Raw genomic sequence first — 18,503 nt, forward strand, 5'->3', positions numbered from 1 at the left:
TGAAGGAAGAAGGAGCGATGAGCGAACGCTCGATCGTCGTCATCTCGTCGGGGCTGTCCCAGCCCTCGTCGACGCGTCTGCTGGCCGACCGGCTGGCCGACGCGACCGTCGCGGAGCTCGCGGCCCGCGGCATCACCGCGAACGTGCGGACCGTGGAGCTGCGCGACCTGGCGCACGAGGTGGTCAACGCGATGCTGACCGGATTCGCGGCCGGTGACCTGGCCGCGGCCGTCGAGGCCGTCAAGGGGGCCGACGGCGTCATCGCCGTCACCCCGATCTTCTCCGCGTCCTATGCGGGGCTGTTCAAGTCGTTCGTCGACATCCTCGAGCCGGACGCGCTGGCCGGGGTGCCCGTGCTGCTGGGCGCGACCGGCGGCTCCGCCCGCCACTCGCTGGCCATCGACTACGCGCTGCGGCCGCTGTTCGGGTACCTGCGGGCCGACGTCCAGCCCACGGCCGTCTTCGCAGCGACCGACGACTGGGCCACGGCCGGCGGCGACCAGAGCCACCCGCTGCCCGCCCGCATCCGGCGCGCGGGCCGCGAGCTGGCCGAGACGGTCGCCGACCGAGAGCCGGCGGCTCCGACGGGCCTGTACGACGCGGTCCCGAGCTTCACGGACCTCCTCGGCGGCTGAGCCCCCATCCCGACGAATCAGTCGGTCCCACCCGCATCAGCCGGGTGCGACCGACCGATTCACGTCTGAGCCGACTGATTCACGCAGGCCGGACCGTACGATCGGGGCAGCGGCACGACGAGGGGAGCACGGGTGACCGGTGCCGAACGTCTGCGCCGCGCACTGCGCGCCCTGACGCACTCCCCCGACCCCGGCGAGGCGGCCGAGGAGCCCGCGCTGCCCGAGGTGCCGCGGGACCTGCCGCCGCTCATGCGCGAGCTGGGCGCGGCGCTGCTCTCGTCGGGCCAGTCGGTCGTCGACATCGAGGCACAGCTCGCCGCGGTCGCGGGCGCGTACGGCGCACACCAGGTGCGCGTCTTCGTCCTGCCCACGGGTGTGTTCCTGCAGGTGGACAGCACCGAGGGGACCGTCACCGACGTCACCGGGCCGCGCTCGGCGACCGACCTGCCCATGCACCAGGTGGGTGCGGTCGAGTCGCTGGTCCGACGGCTGTCGTCGGGCACCGCGGACCTGGCCCAGGCGCGCGTCGAGCTCCGCCGGGTCCTGGCCTCGCCCCCGCGGTTCGGGCCGATCTTCGTCGTGCTCGGCCACGCCCTGCTGACCCTCGGGTTCGGGCTCATCCTCTACCCGACGGTCGACGCGTTCCCGGTCTACATCGGCCTCGGCGCGCTCGTCGGCGTCCTGCGCCTGCTCGCGTCCCGCTGGCCGACGTTGGACAGCGTGCTGCCCGTCTTCGCGGCGTTCCTGGTCTCGATCGTGACGATCGAGTTCATCGCGCCGCACGTCGGCGGCAACGCGTTGCGTCTGCTCACACCGGCGCTGATCGCGTTCCTGCCGGGCATGATGCTGGCGGTCGCGGCCATCGAGCTGACCAGCAACCAAGTGGTCGCGGGAGCGAGCCGCATGGTCTACGGCATCGCCCAGCTGCTGCTGCTCGCGTTCGGCGTGGTGATCGCCATCAGCGTGACCGGCGCGTTCGAGACGTCCGACAAGACGACGCTCGCGCCGTGGTGGGCCGGGCTCGCCGGGGTGGTGATCGCCGCGATCGGGTACCGGTACTTCGCCTCCACCCCGCCGGGTGCGTTCTGGTGGGTGCTGGGCGCCATGGTGGTCGCGTACTGCGCGCAGGCGGCCGGGAGCGCGCTGCTGACCACCGAGCTCGGCGGCTTCGTCGGTGCACTGTTCGTCGCACCGGTCGCCCAGGCGATCTCGCGCACGCGCAACGGCCCGCCCGCGGTCGTCGTGACCCAGCCCGCCTTCTGGATGCTGGTGCCCGGCGCCCTCGGCTTCCGCAGCGTCTCCGAGCTGGCCACCGGCCAGTCGCTGGGTGTGACCGACATGATCAGCACCGGTATCGCGCTGTTCTCGATCGCGCTCGGCGTGCTGGTGGGCAGCGCGCTCACCGGTGACGCCCGGCGCATGCGGCAACGCATGGTCCGCGGGTCGGTCCGGCGGGGCGTGGCCGGTGATGCGCTCGACGGAGCAGCCGGAGGTGCGGCCGACGGAGTCGACATGGTCGACGACGCGGCCGGCGAGATCGGCGACTCCGAGTCGCAAGCCTGAGGGAGCGTTCTCTCAGTTCAGCCCTTCCCGCTTGACAGCGGGTTTGTCCGGGTTCAGGGTATCCCCTCAGAGAGCGCTCCCTCGCGCCCTCCGGCTCCACCTGATGCACAACCCACCCTGTCAATGACGACCCCTGGGGGAAGCATGGCTCCCGTTCCACATCCCGCACCCGCCTCGTTCCCGGCCGGTGCAACCGGCGCCCCGTCCGGGCGCGCCGCGCGCGCCGCCGTCGCCGCCCTGGCGGCACTCGCGATGGTCCTGACGTTCGTCGCCGTCCGCGCCGACACCGCGCACGCCGCGGCGGCGGTCGTGCTCTCGAAGGGCAAGCCCACCACCGCGTCGTCGGTGGAGAACGGCGGCACCGTCGCCGCCAACGCGACCGACGGCGACGTCGGCACCCGCTGGTCCAGCGCCGCCGCCGACCCGCAGTGGCTGCAGGTGGACCTCGGTTCAACGCAGTCGATCAGCGAGGTCGACCTCACGTGGGAGACGGCGTACGCGTCGAAGTACACGATCCAGGTCTCCGGCGACGGGTCCACCTGGACCACCGTGTACACCGGTGCCCCGACGTCGGCGGCCAAGCAGGCGCTCGCCGTCAGCGCGTCCGGCCGCTACGTCCGCCTGAACGCCACGGCCCGCGCCACGCAGTACGGCGTCTCGCTGTGGGAGTTCGAGGTGCTCGGCACCTCGGCCCCCGCGGGTTCGTCCCTGCTGTCCAAGGGCCGGCCGACGACGGCCTCGTCGGCCGAGTCCGCCGCGACGCCCGCGTCGGCCGCGACCGACGGTGACCTGGGCACCCGCTGGTCCAGCCAGTTCTCCGTGCCGCAGTGGATCGCCGTCGACCTCGGCTCAGCGAAGCCGCTCAGCCGCGTCGACCTGACATGGGAGGCCGCCTACGCGACGAGCTACCAGGTGCAGACGTCGAACGACGGGAGCACGTGGACCACCCAGTCGACGCAGACGGCGTCGTCGGCCACCAAGCAGTCCGTCGCGCTCAACGCCACGGCCCGCTGGGTCCGCATCAACGCGACCGGGCGCGCCACCGGCTACGGCATCTCGCTGTGGGAGCTCGAGGTCTTCGGGACGGACAGCACGACGACGCCGACGCCCACCACGACCCCGACCCCGACCCCGACGTCCACCCCGACCACCCCCGGCGGCGCCGTGCTCCTCAGCTACGGCAAGCCCGGCACGGCGTCGTCGAGCCAGGACGACGGCACCTGCTACCAGTGCACGCCGGACAAGGCGCTCGACGCCGATCCGGCCAGCCGCTGGGCCACCGCCAACCCCGGCGGCTGGACGGACGCCGGCTGGCTCCAGGTGGACCTGGGCGCCACGGCGCACGTGTCGCAGGTGGTGCTGCAGTGGGACCCGGCGTACGCGACCGGCTACCAGGTCCAGGTCTCGGCCAACGGCTCGTCGTGGACCACCATCTACTCGACGACGACGGGCAAGGGCCTCAAGGAGACCTTGAACGTCTCGGGTGACGGCCGTTACGTGCGGCTCAACCTCACCAAGCGGTCCGGGCCGTACGGGTACTCGCTGTACGCGTTCGACGTCTACGGCACGGGCGGCAACCCGGTCCAGCCGCCGAGCACCAACCACCCGGCCCCCAACTTCACGCACCTGGCGTGGAGCGACGAGTTCAACGGCGCCGCCGGCTCCGGCCCGGACACGTCGAAGTGGACGGTCGATGCGGGGACCGGCCAGAACGGCGAGCAGCAGTACTACACGCCGTCGGGCAACCTGAACATGGACGGCCAGGGGCACCTGGTGATCGAGGCCCGCAAGCAGACGGCGGGCGGGCGCGACTACACGTCGGGCCGCATGAACACGTCGAACAAGTACATGTTCACGTACGGCCGCGTCGAGGCCCGGATCAAGGTGCCGACGGGTCAGGGCTACTGGCCGGCGTTCTGGATGATGGGCGCCGACTTCCTGACCGGGCGGCCGTGGCCCTACAACGGCGAGGTCGACATCATGGAGGTGCTCGGCAAGGACACCACCACGTCGTACTCCACGCTGCACGCGCCGGCCTACAACGGTGCGGGCGGCTACGGCGGGTCCTACAAGCTGCCGAACGGTGCGCCGCTGTCCGACGACTTCCACACCTGGGCCGCCGAGTGGGACGCCAGCGGGATCCGGTACTACCTGGACGACCGCCTGGTGTTCACGGCCGACAAGGCGACCGTCGAGTCGACGCGGGGGCCGTGGATCTACGACCACGACTTCTACGTGATCCTGAACCTGGCGGTGGGTGGTGACTGGCCTGGTCCCGTGGACGCGACCACGCCGTTCCCGGCCAAGATGCTGGTGGACTACGTGCGCGTCTACCGCTGACGGACGATCACGCACAGCAACCAGCCGCACCTGCGACGGAAGTCGCCTCGTGGGACCAGAACCGGTCCCACCAGGACGCACCCGTCACAGGTGCGGCTGGTTCGTGCGGTGCTATAAGGGGGACCATGACCAGCACGCCCACCGGACCCGCCGCGACGATCGAGGAGGTCGCCCGGCGCGCCGGCGTGTCCCGGTCGACGGTGTCGCGCGTGCTCAACGGTGTCGCGACCGTGGACCCGAGGATGCGGCGCGCGGTCGACGAGGCCGTCCGGGCCACCGGGTACGTGCCCAACCTGGCCGCGCGATCACTCGTCACCCGCCGCACGAACTCGGTCGCACTCGTCATCTCCGAGCCCGCGTCCGGCGCCGCCGGGGCCGAGTTCCTGCAGCGGATCTTCTCCGACCCGTACTTCGGCCGGGTCACCGCCGGCGCGCAGGCCGTGCTGCGGACGACGGGCGTGCACCTGGTCGTCGTCCCGGCCGACCGCGACGACCACGACTTCGTCCTGACCTACCTGCGCCAGGGCCACGTCGACGGCGTCCTGTTCCTGTCCGGCGGCGACGAGAGCGGGCTGCCGCGCGCGCTGCACGAGATGAACGTGCCGCTCGTCCTGTCCCACCAGCCCACCACGTCGCTCCCGGTGAGCTGGGTGGACGCCGACCAGGCCATCGGCGGGCGGCTGGCGGCCGAGCACCTCGCCGGCTTGGGCCGACGCCACGCCGTCGTGCTCGCCGGACCGCCCGACGTCGCCGCGGCGAGAGACCGCGTCCGCGGGTTCCAGGCCGCGGCCGACGAGCGAGGCATCGCCGTCGTCGTCGCGCACGGCGACTTCAGCGCCCGCTCCGGCACCGCGGGGGCGCGGACGATCCTCGCGGAGCACCCGGGAACGGACGCCGTGTTCGCCGCCAACGACCTGGTCGCGGAGGCCGCGTCGCGCGTGCTGCAGGACGCCGGTCGCCGGGTCCCCCAGGACATCGCCGTCGTCGGCTTCGACGACAGCCTGGCGGCGGCCGACGCGACCCCGGCACTGACCACCGTCCGCCAGCCGGTCGAGGACATGGCCGGTGAGATGGCCCGCCTGCTGCTCGACCGGATCGCCTCGCCCGACCAGCCGCCCCGCGGGGTGATGTTCACCCCGACGCTCGTCACCCGCGCCACGACCTGAGACCACCAAACCCCCGCAACGTCCGAGCAACTGGTCGCTATAGCAACCAGTTGCTCGGACGTTGCGGGGTGGGGCTGTGTCGGGGACGCCCGCGCGCGGTTCGCACCATCGCCGCGCGCGGGCGTCGTTCAGGCGATCACCAGGGCGACGGCGCGGGCGGGCTCACCACGTCCGGGCGGTCGTTGCAGGTGATCGTGTTGGGCACGAACGGCGTGAGCCAGTTGCGGCCGGCCTCCCACGGGTTGCCGTCGGTGCCGTCGTTGCCGCCCAGGTCGACGAGCGAGAACTCCGACCCGGTCGACGCGAAGTGGAACGAGCCGCAGTTGTTCACGCCGGCCCAGCCGATGTTGCGCACGTCGACGTTCTTGAACGACGCCGACCCGAACGCCCGGGCGCTGACCACCGACGTCCCGGCGCCGTCCACCTGCACGTCGGTGAAGTGGACGTCCTTGACGCCCCACGTGTCCTTCACGCCGTAGTCGGACACCGCCATGATCGCGTTGTAGCCGCTGTCGAGGTAGTGGTCGCCGATGACGTCGATGCCGGTGACGTCGCCCTCGAGCGCGTACAGCCAGATGGACCCGAGACCGATCTTCCAGTTCAGGTCCAGCGTGCTGCCGCGGACGGTGGTGTTGTCGCGGAACGTGGTGCGGCCGGAGAACGGCGTCGAGCCGAAGCGAGCGCCGGCGTGCAGCGTGCTGCCCTCGCGGACCGGGTCGGCGACGACGTTGGACGCGACCGTGTTGTCGTGGCCGCCGTAGATCGCGATGTTGTTGGCCAGGGCCGGGGCGATCACGGTGTTGTGGGAGAACACGTTGTCGTGGTCGGCGTCGGCGACCGGGTCGGTGACCTGGTCGGACCACATCGCCAGGCCGTCGTCGCCCGTGCCACGCACGAAGTTGTTCGTCACCGTGGCGTGGGTGATGCCGCGGCGCAGGTTCAGGCCGTCGGCGATCTGGTCGACGATGACGTTGTCCTTGACGGTCAGCCCGTCGAAGGGCCCGTCGAACCACATGCCGACCTTCGTGTGCTGGATGAACAGCCGCTCGACGGTCGAGCCCCCGCCCAGTGCGCCGCCGACACCGTTGACCTGGTCGTCGTCGACGCGGTCGCGGACGTTCCCGACGATCGCGAAGTCGGCCAGGTGCACGTCGGTGGACCCGCCGTCCTCGACGTACTTGCCATAGACGCCGACGCCGTCACCTGTGAGCGTCGTCCACCAGCTCCCCGCGCCGAGCAGCGTCACCTTGTCCACGACCAGGTGACGGTCGACCTTGTACGTGCCCGGTGGGACGTAGACGGGCAGGTGCTTCTTGGCGCCCGCCGCGATCGCCTTGTCGAGCGCGTCGGCGGAGCTGCGACGCCCCGTCGGATCGGCGCCGTAGAGCCACGCGTTGACGAACGCGCCCTTCGGGACCTTGGGCAGGCCCACCTGCTCGAAGTCGGCCACGTCGAGCGCGATCCAGTCGAGCTTGTTGCCCGCCGGGACCGTGAAGCGGACGGTGTCGCCCTTCTTCAGCGGGACGACGAGCGGGATGCGCTTCTCCGCGAACACGTGGAACGGACGGAACGGCTTGTCGAAGACGGGCGCCGGGGTGGTCGCCGACGGGACGCAGCCGCACTCGGTGAGCCACCAGTCCTTGTTGGGCTCGGCCTGCGGGTCGTTGGAGAACGGGTACGTGCCGTACAGCCACGAGTACTGCGACGTCAGCGTCGCGCTGGTGAGCTTGCGGCCGTTGACGGCCACGTCGATCGGTCCGGTCAGACCGCCGCCGGTGGCCGAGTCGGGGATCGAGTAGCGCAGTGTGACCGCGTTGGCGGGCTTGGTGAGCGTGAACTGGACGTACTCGCCTGCCTTGTCGAGCTTGACGACGGACCGGCCCGACGCCTCGCTCGCCACGGTGTAGGCGGTGCGGTCGGGGCCGACGACCTCGCCGGTCGTCGTCGCGTTCTCGGCTTCCTGCTCCACGAACGGGACGGTCGCGCCGCGGTCGGCGGTGAGCGACGGGTCGAGCGCGGCGACGGTCTCGACGCCGGGCGTGGGCTTGCTGGCGGCGAGGCCGGGGGTGGCCGCGGCCAGCGTGGCGACGAGCGCGACGGCCGTCGTCGCCGCGACGCGTGCCGCGCGCCGGCGATGGGTACGAACGGGGTTCCTCACGGAGACGCCTCCTTGCGTGCACCGGGCGACGGCAGCGGGGGTGCCCCGTCGCGGAATGGTCACACCGTACGGAACGTACAAACCATGAGACAAGACTCAAACAGAAACTGGAAGAACTTGCGTATTGCGCCGCAAATGACTGACGTCGCCCTACCCCTGACCTGCCCCATCTCTGACAGCAGGCGCTGCGGTGGTTCCCTTGACGAACGGACCGGCGTCAGCCCAGGACCGACACCACACCCTGGGCGTCCGACCCCACCAGGTGCCGGCCGACCTGCCGCAGCGAGAGCAACCCGACGGGCGTCCCGACCTGGGTCACGCCCTGCCCGGCGGCGGCGTCGATGCCGATGAGCCGGGCGGGGTCGGACGGCGCCCCGAGCACGATCGTGAAGAAGCGGGGCCCGTCGGTCATGGGCGTCATGGCGAGCGCGTCGCGCTGCACGGCGGCGCGGTGGTGGACCTTCCCGGAGCGCGCGTCGATCTCCACGACCAGGTCCTGCGACGACGAGCTGACGATCCGCCCGTCGCGCACCAGGTACCCGCCGGACAAGGCGAGCGGCACGCGCCACAGCAGACGCCCGGTCGCCGCGTCGTAGCCACGGGACTCACGGTCGGCGGTCACGACGACACCCGCCGCAGACCCGTCGTCGACCCGCGGCACCATCACGGTGCCGGCGACCGCGACGGGCGCACGCCCCGCTGCGAAGACCTGGCTCCGGACCTTGCCGCCCACGCTGGTCGACGTCACCAGCAGGTCCCCGACGGCTGTCGTCGCCGTGGTCCCGTCCATCCCTGCGAGCACGCTCCCGTCCGACGCGAGCACCGAGGTCCAGCCGCCGTCGGACGTCCCGGCCGCGACCTGCCCGCCGGCCGCGACCAGCTCGGCGCCCTGGCCGCACCGCGCGGCGGTCGCCCACCGTGTCGTGTTGCCGACGACCGCCCGCACCACGCACGTCCCGTTGGCGGTGCGGGTCGCGAGGTAGGTGGTCCCGCGGTCGGCGGCGAGCACGTCGGCGCGCGGCACGTCGACGGCCGCCAGCACCGACCCGTCGCGTGCGTCGACGGTCACCAGCCGGGATGCTTCCGGGGACGCCGGCACCAGGCAGAGCAGCGCCTCGCCCGCGGCGACGACGTCCGTGGCCGATCGCGTCGCGGACGCCGCCCCGGTCGACGAGCTCGCGCGCGTCCCCACGCAGGTGGGCGATACCGTGGACGCCCGCGCGTCCGACGGCGCCTGCAACGGTGTCGCCCACCGCACCTGTCCGGTGCCCGTGTCGAGCGCCAGGGCGTCGAAGCTCCCGTCGGCCATGCGACGAGCGCCGACGAACGCGCCGCCAACCTCGAAGCCCGCCGCGACCACCGGCTGCTCGGTCGTCGGCACCTCCCAGCGCACGGCCAACCGCTCCGGCAGTGGCGCCAGCGTCCCAGGCAGCCCCGCCAGGTACGCGTCGTGATGGCGGGCCCGGGCGTCGAGCGTCGCCTGCGCACCCAGCGCCAGCCCGACGACGAGCACCGGCACGGGCCACCACCGCCGCCAGCGCCGAGCGCCTCGACGAGGGGCAGCGTCACGCGGCTCGTCAGGCGCGCCCCCGTCGGGCCACTCCTCGACGAGCTCGACCTGCCGCACCGCGCCGTGCACCACCCACCGACCGTATCCCCGCACGCGGACGGGGGCCGGTCCAGGACGGACCGACCCCCGCTCGCGGTGGGGTGAATCAGCGACTCAGCCCAGGCCGCCCTTCATGGCCGAGATGAGCTCACCGTTCGACGTGTCGCCGGACAGCTCCCAGAAGAAGGCGCCGCCGAGGCCCTTGGCGTTGGCCCACGCCATCTTGCTGCCGATGGTGGCCGGCGTGTCGTAGCTCCACCACTCACTGCCGCACTTGGCGTAGGCCGTGCCGCCGACGGTCCCCGTGGCGGGGCACTTGGTCTTGAGGACCTTGTAGTCCTCGATGCCCTGCTCGTAGGTGCCCGGGGCCGGGCCGGTGGCGGTGCCGCCGGGGGCCGACTGCGTGACGCCCGTCCAGCCGCGGCCGTAGAACCCGACGCCCAGCAGGATCTTGTTGGCCGGCACGCCCTTGGCGATGAACTTGTTGATCGCGTCCTCGGCGTTGAAACCCTGCTGCGGGATGCCCGGGTAGGACGTGAGCGGCGCGTTCGGGGCCGTCGGGCCCTGCGGGTTCCACGCACCGAAGTAGTCGTACGTCATGGGCATCAGCCAGCTCAGCTTCTGCGTGGCCGTGGCGTAGTCGGTGGCGTCGATCTTGCCGCCGTTGCTGCCGTCGGCCGTGACGGCGGCGGTGACCAGGAAGCTCGAGCCGAACTTGTTCCGCAGCGCCGTGATGACGTTGTTGAACGCGTTCGGGCCGCTCGAGTCGCACTGCAGGCCGCAGGCGTTCGGGTACTCCCAGTCGATGTCGATCCCGTCCCACAGGCCCGCCCAGCGCGGGTCGTTGAGCAGGTCGTAGCAGGACTGCGCGAAGGCCGTCGGGTTGGCTGCGGCCTGCGTGAAGCCGGCCGACCAGGTCCAGCCGCCGAACGACCAGATCACCTTGAGGTTCGGGTTGGCCTTCTTGAGCTTCTTGAGCTGGTTGAAGTTGCCGCGTAGCGGCTGGTCCCAGGTGTCGGCGACGCCGTCGACGCTCTGGTCGGCGGTGTACGCCTTGTCGTAGTCCGCGTAGGAGTCACCGATCGAGCACTTGCCGCCCGTGGTGTTGCCGAACGCGTACAGGATGTGCGTCAGCTTCGACGCACTGCCGGAGGTCTTGATGTTGTTGACCTGGTAGTTGCGCCCGTAGACGCCCCACTCGGCGAAGTAGCCGACGAGCTTCTTGCCGCCCACGGGCGGGGTGGTCGGGGAGACCGTGGGCGTGGGGGTCGGCGTCGGCGTGGTGGTCGGCGACGAGGTGGGCGTCGGAGTCGTCGTCGGGGTCGGTGTCGTCGGGGACGTCGTCGGCGTGCCGCCCGCGCACGTGGCGCCGTTGATCGTGCAGCCGGTGGGCTGCGCGAACGGCCCCGAGCCCACGTAGCCCCAGCTCTGCGACGAGCCGGGTGCGAACGGGCCGGCCCAGGACTTGGACGTGACCTTGTAGTGGTTGCCGGTCTTCACGACGTCGGCGTCCCAGCTGCTGGTGATCGCGGTGCCGGTCGGGAGGTCGAACTCGAGGGTCCAGCTGGCTGCGGTCGTCGTCGACCCGTTGGTCACCTTGACCGAGGCCTGGTGGCCCGTGCCCCAGTCGCCGGTCGAGGTGAACGTGGCCGTGAAGGAGCCGGCCGCGTTGGCGGTGGCGGGGACGACGGCGGCCAGCACGGCCACCAGTCCCGCGGCGGCGAGCGACGCGACCGCGGCGTTGCGGCGACGTCCTCGCGTCGGGGTGTTCGGGGTGTCTCCAGCCGCTCGTGCGGCTCGTCTCGCGAAGTGCATCCGTGCCTCCGTGGTGACGCTATTTGTGAGGGGTGTTTTGTAAGGATCGATTACTAATCCTTGACTTGTGACACTAGCCAGACCGGGTGAAATCGGTCAACAGTTCGGGTGAAATTCGGGCAGAACGGGTAGCGGCGTCCACCCGCCCGACGACGGCCACGCGGCGACGCTCGCCGCGCGCCGTCGCCGACCGCCGCGTACGCTCGCACCAGGGCGCTCGCGGACCGCGAGAAGAGAGCCGCCAACGCGTTGACCAGTGCAGACATGGCGGCTGGGGGCTTCTGGGAGGACGAGATGACAGGCGACGACGACACCACCAGGGCGGCAACCGACGCGCCGCTCATCACTCCCGACGACGTCCCCGGCACGCCTGAGCCCGCAGTCGAGCCGAGAGCCGACCCCCTCCCCGGCGAGACACCCGCGGACAAGACGCCCGCCGACGACACGACTCCGCCGAAGTCCGGCAAGGGAGAGCCGGCACCGGTCGCGGTCAAGCCCGCCCGCAGCCGGACGGGTGCGGTCTGGGTCGGGATCGTCGTCGGGACGCTCGTGCTGATCGCGCTCATCATCTTCATGCTCCAGAACACCGACGAGGTCGAGGTCCACTTCCTCGGCTGGACGGGCACGGCGCCGCTCGCGATCGCGCTGCTCATCGCGGGTGTGGGCGTCGGGTTGATCGCGCTCGTCGTCGGGACCCTGCGCATCGCCCAGCTCAAGCGGCGCCTGGGCGCGGCCCGCAAGGCCGCGGCACCGCTGGCCTGACCCGGGTGACCAGCGAATACGTCGTCGTCGACGGCGCGCCGGACGCCGACGACTACGCCCGCCTGCGCTGCGAGGCCGGCCTGTCCCCCGTCTCGCCCGAGCAGGCCGCGCGAGCCGTCGTCGGCGGGTGGTTCGCGTGCCACGTCGTGCGTGCAGCGCACGACGACGAGCCCGACGAGGTCGTCGCGATGGGCCGCGTCATCGGCGACGGCGCCTGGTACTTCCACGTCATCGACATGGCCGTGCTGCCCGGGCACCAGCGCCGCGGCCTGGGCGACGCGGTCCTGACCCGGCTGCTCCGCGAGATCCGCACCCAGGCCCCTCCGCACGCGTGGGTCAACCTGCTGGCCGACGCCCCGGGCCGCGGGCTGTACGCACGGCACGGCTTCACGCAGACGGCCCCGGATTCCCTCGGCATGGGCATGCGCCTGCTCTGAACCCTCGCGTGCTGCCTTTCTCCCGCTATGCGGGCGAAAGGCAACACGCCGGCGCCGCCCCGGCGGTCGCACAGGGCGCGCACAGGATTTCACCCGCTCGCCATGCCGTCGCCGGTGCCACGTCACCCTGTCGCCCGACGAGCGCCGTTCGCTCGTCGGCGTGAGAACACGCCGCGCCATCGCGCTCGCAGTCGTCACCGCCACCATCACCGCAGCCCTGGCCACGTCGGCCGGGGCCGCCACCTCGAGCCCCGGCCACGCGGCCGCGGCCGTCTCCACGAAGGGCACGACGAAGACCCCGACGACGGGTCCGCAGCTCCTCGCCCGGGCGTCGCTGTCCGCCGACTACCTGGCGGCAGGCCCGCCGTCCGGCGCGCTGGCCACCCCCGCCAACGGCCGCACCGGCCCGTTCGCCGGCCAGGTCATCCCGGGATTCTCGGCCGCGGTCGACAACCACGACGGGACCTTCTGGGCCATGCCGGACAACGGCTTCGGCACCAAGGCCAACTCCGCGGACTTCCTGCTGCGCATCTACCGCGTCACGCCCTCGTGGAAGACTGCCCAGGGCGGCGCGGGCACGCTCAAGGCGGGCTCGTTCGTCCAGCTCCGCGACCCGAACAAGAAGATCACGTTCCCCCTCACGCGCGCGGACCGCCTGCTCACCGGCGCGGACTTCGACATCGAGTCGCTGGTCCGGCAGCCCGACGGCACGTTCTGGATCGGCGAGGAGTTCGGGCCGTTCCTGCTGCACTTCGACGCGAAGGGCGTGCTGCTGCAGGCACCGGTGCCGTTCGTCGGCGGCAAGTCCCCGGACAACCCGACGCTCGGCAGCGAGACGCCGCGGATCCCGCGCAGCCGCGGGTTCGAGGCTCTGGCCGCGTCGACGAACGGGCGCTGGCTGTACCCGGTCGTCGAGGGCGCGTTCACCGACGACCCGGTGCTGCGCCGCCGCTGGATCTACGAGTTCGACACCAAGAAGAACGAATACACGGGCAAGCGCTGGGCGTACCAGACCGACCAGGACGCGAACGACGTCGGCGACGCCCAGCTGGTTGGCAAGGACCGGCTCTGGCTCATCGAGCGCGACGACTTCGACGGACCCGCGTCGGTGACCAAGCGCGTCTACGAGGTCGACCTGTCCCAGCGCGACGCGGACGGGTTCGTGCCGAAGACGCTGGTGCTCGACGCGCTGCGCATCGCGAACCCGCGGAAGATCGGTGCCGGGACCGGCTACGGCACGGGCGACCCGTTCTCCTTCCCGGTGCAGTCGTTCGAGACGATCGTGCCGCTGGGCGGTGACCGGCTGCTGCTGGCGAACGACAACAACTACCCCGGCAACAGCGCGCGCAACCCGGGCACGCCCGACGACACGGAGATGGCGATCGTGGACCTGCACAAGGCCAGGCTCCTCGCGGCCGGCGACGCGACGGTCATCGGCCACCGCGGCGCGTCGGGCTACCGCCCCGAGCACACGCTCGCGTCCTACGAGACGGCCATCGCGATGTGCGCGGACTACATCGAGCCGGACCTGGTCAGCACCAAGGACCACGTGCTCGTCGCGCGGCACGAGAACGAGATCGGTGGCACGACGAACGTCGCCGAGCACCCGGAGTTCGCGTCCCGCAAGGCGACCAAGACGATCGACGGGCGCGCGGTGACCGGCTGGTTCACCGAGGACTTCACTCTCGCCGAGCTCAAAACGCTGCGCGCCAAGGAGCGCCTGCCGCAGGTGCGTCCCGCCAACACGGCATTCGACGGGAAGTACCAGATCCCGACGTTCGACGAGGTCCTGGACCTGGCCCGCCACTCGCGCACCTGCAGCGGCAAGCCCGTGGGCGTCTACCCGGAGACCAAGCACCCGACGTACTTCGACTCGATCGGGCTGTCGCTCGAGGAACCGCTGCTGGCGCAGCTGAAGGTGAACGGGTTCACCGGCAAGAATGCGCCGGTGTTCATCCAGAGCTTCGAGACGAGCAACCTGCGCGAGCTCGCGACGAGGACGAACCTGCCGCTCGTGCAGCTCGTCGACTGCTCCGGGGCTCCCTACGACCTCGTCGCGGCCGGGGACACCCGGACCTACGCCGACCTGGTGACGAAGGCCGGCCTGAAGGACATCGCGACGTACGCCGACGGGCTCGGTGCCTGCAAGGACGTGCTCATCCCCCGCGACTCGCTCGGCAACCTGCTGTCCCCCACGCCCGTGATCAAGCAGGCCCACAAGGCCGGGCTGATCGTGCACGCGTGGACGTTCCGCCGCGAGAACCAGTTCCTGCCGGCCCAGTTCCGGCTGAGCTCGGACCCCAACGGGATCGGTGACCTGGAGGGCGAGATCCGCACCTTCGTCGCCGCCGGTCTGGACGGGCTGTTCACGGACAACGCCGACATCGGGGTGGCTGCGACGCGCTGACGCCACGACGGGTCCGTGGGTAGCGTTCCCCCGTACAGCGGGCGGAACGCTACCCACGACCGCATCGGGCGCCGGTAGCCCTATGCTGCGCTGGCAGACGCTCGCCCGCGCTGCACCCCCGCTAGCGCCCAGGAGTCGCCGTGCCCGGCCTCTTCGTCTTCTCCCTCGTCCTGCTGGTCGTCGCCGCCGTCGCCGGGGCGGTGTGGTTCGTCGGCCGACGACGCGTCGCGGCGCGAGTCGCCGCGGGTGCGGCCGCGGATGTCGGCGCGCCCGTCGTCGAGCCGTCCGACGAACCCGACGACGAGCCGGCGAGCGGCCGGCGCACCAAGTCCAAGCGCCCCAGCGCTGTCCGGACGCCGGATCCGCAGGCCGGTCCGCGCACCGCGGGCTGGGTGGCCGTGGGCGCCGCGACCTTCGCGGTCGTCTTCGCGTTCTTCAGTGCTGCCACCATCGTGTCGACCAAGAACGTCGGCATCGAGACGTCGTTCGGGCGGCCCGTCGGCAGCCTGTCCAACGGCTTCCACCTCGTGCCACCGTGGAACAAGGTGACCGAGATGGACGCCGCCATCCAGACGGACAACCACGTCAAGGGCGGTTCGCACGTCGGCTGCATCACCGTCCGCATCGCGCACCAGGCCACGGCCTGCGTGGACACGTCGATCCGATGGCGCATCGAGGAGCCGGCCGCCGACGCGCTGTTCCGGGACTACCGCGACTTCGACAACGTCCGCGACAGCCTGGTCACCCGCGACCTCAACGCCGCGCTGAACGCCGCGTTCGAGGACTACGACCCGCTGGCGATCGACAAGGACGGCAATTCCACCTCACCGGGCCTTGAGTCGCAGTCGGAGGCCGTGCTGAACACCATCCGCGGCCAGATCGGCGACGAGATCAACGTGCTGTCGGTGATCATCCCGGTGGTGCACTACGACGACAACACGCAGAGCAAGGTCAACGCGCTGCTGGCGCAGGTGGCGCAGACGCGGATCGCGGAGCAGTCGGTCATCACCGCGCAGCAGCAGGCGTTGGCCAACCAGACCCTCGCGCAGTCGGTGTCCAAGGACCCCAACGTGCTGGTCTCCAAGTGCATCGACCTGCTGGGAGAGATGGTCTCCAAGGGCCAGTCCATCCCGATCGGGTTCAGCTGCTGGCCGGGCGGTGCGTCGTCGGTCGTGGTCCCGGGGGTCTCGACGCCGACGAAGTAGCGTCGCCCCCCGAGGACGGTCCCGTCGGTCCTGCACCTGACGGCCGTCGCGCGTACCGCCTGACCAGGCATAACACGAGCCTAGGAACGTGCGGGTGACGTCTCATCCGATTTTCCGCGCATCGTCGCGCCGATCCCGTACGGTCGTCGCGTGCAGCGCTCGCGCCCGGTCCTGTCCCTCGTCGCGGTGGTCGTCGTGGCCATGGGGCTGTCCGTCGCGCACTGGGGTGCCGCGCCCTGGGCCGACCCGCTCGGCGACGCCCTGTACGCCGTCCTCGTGTACGTGCTGGTGCTCCTCGTCGCGCCCCGCCTCAACCCTGCGTACGCGGGCACGCTCACGGCCGGCATCTGCGCCGCGGTCGAGTTCTTCCAGCTCACCGGCCTGGCCGACGACGCCGTCGACCGCTTCTCCCCGTTGCGGTACGTCCTCGGGACCACGTTCTCGACCCTCGACCTGTTCGTGTACGTCGGCGCCGCCGCGCTCGCCGCGCTGGTCGACCACACGGTGACGCGCGAGCGGACACCGGCTCCGGACCTGCGCCGCTGACGTCTGCCGCCCCGGCTCCAGGCACCTCCGGGTGGCGCGCCTCGGCCGCACACTCGTGGATCCGACGTGCCGGGATCTGGAACAGGGGTCGACACGCCATGGCGAACAGTCGTACACTTGTTCGAGTCCAAATGTCATGGTTTGAGGGGTGTCTCGTGGCGGTGCCAGGGTTCGTGCAGTCCAGTCGTCAGATCGCTTCGGCGTGCCGGGACGAGCACCTGTTCTCGCGGCTCGCATCCGCCGCCGCACCCGCCGCCGCAGCCACGGACGCACCCCCTGCGGACATCGCAACCGCAGGCTCTCCCACAGACACTGCCGCCACAAGCGCATCCGCCCCGGTCGCTCCCACGAACACCGCGGCCACAGGAGCTTCCGCCGCAGACGCAGCCGCCTTGTCGTCGGAGCACCCCGATCGTCTCCTGCCGATGTTCCCCGTGCCCGCGTCGATCCCCGCGATCGTCGCGCGCCTGCAGGAGCTCGATCCGGCATCGCTGTCCCCCATCGACCTGGTCGAGTGGGTGGCGGGCTGGCAGCAGGTCATCGCAGCCGCCCAGGCTGAGCAGGCGCGCGGGTTCCGGCAGGCCGTCGTCAAGCCGGGTCCGATGGGCGACTACGTGGACGACGAGCTCGCCGCGGCGCTGGTCGTCACGCGGCAGTCGATCGAACGATGCACGGCGCGAGGCATGTCGCTGCACGCCTACCCGGTGCTCGCAGACGCGCTGCGGGCGGGCCGCGTCGACCTGCGCAAGGTCGACGTGATCCTCGACGAGTCGTTCGTGCTCTCGTTCGACTCGGTCCGTGCCGAGGTCGTCGCGCAGGCAACCGAGGCTGCCACGGGCCTGACCGCGCCTCAGCTGGCCCGCTTCGTGCGTCGGCTGATCCTGGCGGCGGACCCGGAGATCGGCGAGAAGCGCGCCAAGGAGGCCCGCACCGAGCGTGGGGTCGATCTGCGCTGGGGGCCGGACTCGATGGCATGGGTGTCGGCGTACCTGCCCGCCGCGGCCGCGGTGGGCGCGTTCACGGTGCTGGACGCGTTGGCGGGGACGTGCGACCAGGGTGACGGGCGCACCGTCGACCAGCGCCGTGCGGACGCCTTCTCCGACCTCTTCGACACCATCCTCGACAGCGGCCAGACGCCCGACGGCACAGCGCTGCCGCTCCGTCACGGGCAGCGTGCTGCCGTCCACGTCACGCTCGCCGCCAGCACGCTGCACGGCCTCGACGACCAGCCCGGCGACCTCGGCGGCTACGGTCCCATCCCCGCCTCGATGGCCCGCGAGCTGGCCCATCGCGGCTCGTGGACCACGGTCCTCACCGACGAGCACGGAGCCCTGCGTACGGACGCTGGGGACCGGGCTGACGGTCAGCGTGATCGCTACCGCCCCGGAGCGGAGCTGACTCGCACCGTCCTGGCCAGGGACGTCACGTGCACCTGGCCCGGCTGCCGGCAACCCGCGCAGCGCTGCGACCTCGACCACATCGAGCCGTTCGACCACAGCGACCCCGCCCGCGGCGGCCCGACCACCGCCGAGAATCTCCACGCTCTGTGTCGCCACCACCACCAGGCCAAGACCGCCAAGGTCTGGAACGTGCGGCGCGACAAGGCCACGGGCAACACCATCTGGACGAGCCCGCTCGGGATCACGTACGCGCGGTCACCCATCCCCGTGTACTGCGCACCGTCCGTCTACGACGGCACGCACCGCCCACCCGTCGCGGACGGCCCACCACCGTTCTGACCCGCCTGACCGCTGCCGTCGCGTCGCGCTCGATCGCGGGCGACAAGCGATCTCGCGCGTCCGGTCATTCGTCGGCGGCTCCGTCAGCACGAGGTCTGGGCCGACAGGCGACGGAATATCT

At 71.6% G+C, this 18,503-nt stretch carries 13 protein-coding genes; 10 read left to right on the forward strand and 3 right to left on the reverse strand.

Annotated elements, in window-relative coordinates:
• The first annotated feature begins 17 nt into the window (after nt 1-17).
• The 4 genes from IC607_RS01145 (at nt 18) to IC607_RS01160 (ending at nt 5,704) form a co-directional block, all read left to right on the forward strand.
• Complete coding sequence (locus IC607_RS01145; protein WP_191785160.1) at nt 18-635, forward strand: FMN reductase; 618 nt, start codon at nt 18-20, stop codon at nt 633-635.
• Between the two features lie 132 nt (nt 636-767).
• Entirely contained in the window at nt 768-2,198 is a 1,431-nt protein-coding gene (locus IC607_RS01150) for a threonine/serine exporter family protein (protein ID WP_191785161.1), read from the forward strand.
• A gap of 144 nt (nt 2,199-2,342) precedes the next feature.
• Nucleotides 2,343-4,538: a discoidin domain-containing protein gene (locus IC607_RS01155; RefSeq protein WP_225224281.1), complete on the forward strand. Its 2,196-nt coding sequence runs from the start codon at nt 2,343-2,345 to the stop codon at nt 4,536-4,538.
• Nucleotides 4,539-4,663: 125 nt separating this feature from the next.
• Nucleotides 4,664-5,704, forward strand: coding sequence for a LacI family DNA-binding transcriptional regulator (locus IC607_RS01160; RefSeq protein WP_191785162.1), 1,041 nt, complete (start codon nt 4,664-4,666; stop codon nt 5,702-5,704).
• Nucleotides 5,705-5,840: 136 nt separating this feature from the next.
• On the opposite strand, the gene IC607_RS01165 is transcribed toward IC607_RS01160, so the two are convergent.
• The 3 genes from IC607_RS01165 to IC607_RS01175 all read right to left on the reverse strand — a co-directional run bounded on the left by IC607_RS01165 (nt 5,841) and on the right by IC607_RS01175 (nt 11,286).
• On the reverse strand, nt 5,841-7,862 hold the full coding sequence (locus tag IC607_RS01165) for a glycosyl hydrolase family 28-related protein (protein ID WP_191785163.1): 2,022 nt from the start codon (nt 7,860-7,862) through the stop codon (nt 5,841-5,843).
• A gap of 217 nt (nt 7,863-8,079) precedes the next feature.
• Nucleotides 8,080-9,504, reverse strand: a complete 1,425-nt coding sequence (locus tag IC607_RS17745) for a PQQ-binding-like beta-propeller repeat protein (protein ID WP_191785164.1) — start codon at nt 9,502-9,504, stop codon at nt 8,080-8,082.
• 81 nt (nt 9,505-9,585) lie between these two features.
• The gene (locus IC607_RS01175; RefSeq protein WP_191785165.1) at nt 9,586-11,286 is read right to left on the reverse strand and encodes a glycosyl hydrolase family 18 protein; all 1,701 of its coding nucleotides are present in this window, start codon (nt 11,284-11,286) and stop codon (nt 9,586-9,588) included.
• Nucleotides 11,287-11,580: 294 nt separating this feature from the next.
• Between IC607_RS01175 and IC607_RS01180 the strand changes: the two genes are divergently transcribed.
• From IC607_RS01180 to IC607_RS01205, 6 genes are all read left to right on the forward strand, one after another.
• A complete protein-coding gene (locus IC607_RS01180) occupies nt 11,581-12,048 on the forward strand; it encodes a lipopolysaccharide assembly protein LapA domain-containing protein (protein ID WP_191785166.1) in 468 nt (155 codons plus the stop codon).
• Nucleotides 12,049-12,053: 5 nt separating this feature from the next.
• The gene (locus IC607_RS01185) at nt 12,054-12,485 is read left to right on the forward strand and encodes a GNAT family N-acetyltransferase (protein ID WP_191785167.1); all 432 of its coding nucleotides are present in this window, start codon (nt 12,054-12,056) and stop codon (nt 12,483-12,485) included.
• 160 nt (nt 12,486-12,645) lie between these two features.
• Nucleotides 12,646-14,892, forward strand: coding sequence for an esterase-like activity of phytase family protein (locus IC607_RS01190; RefSeq protein WP_191785168.1), 2,247 nt, complete (start codon nt 12,646-12,648; stop codon nt 14,890-14,892).
• 140 nt (nt 14,893-15,032) lie between these two features.
• On the forward strand, nt 15,033-16,097 hold the full coding sequence (locus tag IC607_RS01195) for an SPFH domain-containing protein (RefSeq protein WP_191785169.1): 1,065 nt from the start codon (nt 15,033-15,035) through the stop codon (nt 16,095-16,097).
• Between the two features lie 150 nt (nt 16,098-16,247).
• Nucleotides 16,248-16,643, forward strand: a complete 396-nt coding sequence (locus IC607_RS01200) for a DUF2809 domain-containing protein (protein WP_191785170.1) — start codon at nt 16,248-16,250, stop codon at nt 16,641-16,643.
• A 425-nt stretch (nt 16,644-17,068) separates the two neighbouring features.
• Nucleotides 17,069-18,382: an HNH endonuclease signature motif containing protein gene (locus tag IC607_RS01205; RefSeq protein WP_191785171.1), complete on the forward strand. Its 1,314-nt coding sequence runs from the start codon at nt 17,069-17,071 to the stop codon at nt 18,380-18,382.
• Nucleotides 18,383-18,503 lie beyond the last annotated feature (121 nt).

Source organism: Cellulomonas sp. JH27-2 (assembly GCF_014837175.1).
In the GTDB taxonomy this organism is placed as follows: Bacteria; Actinomycetota; Actinomycetes; order Actinomycetales; family Cellulomonadaceae; genus Cellulomonas.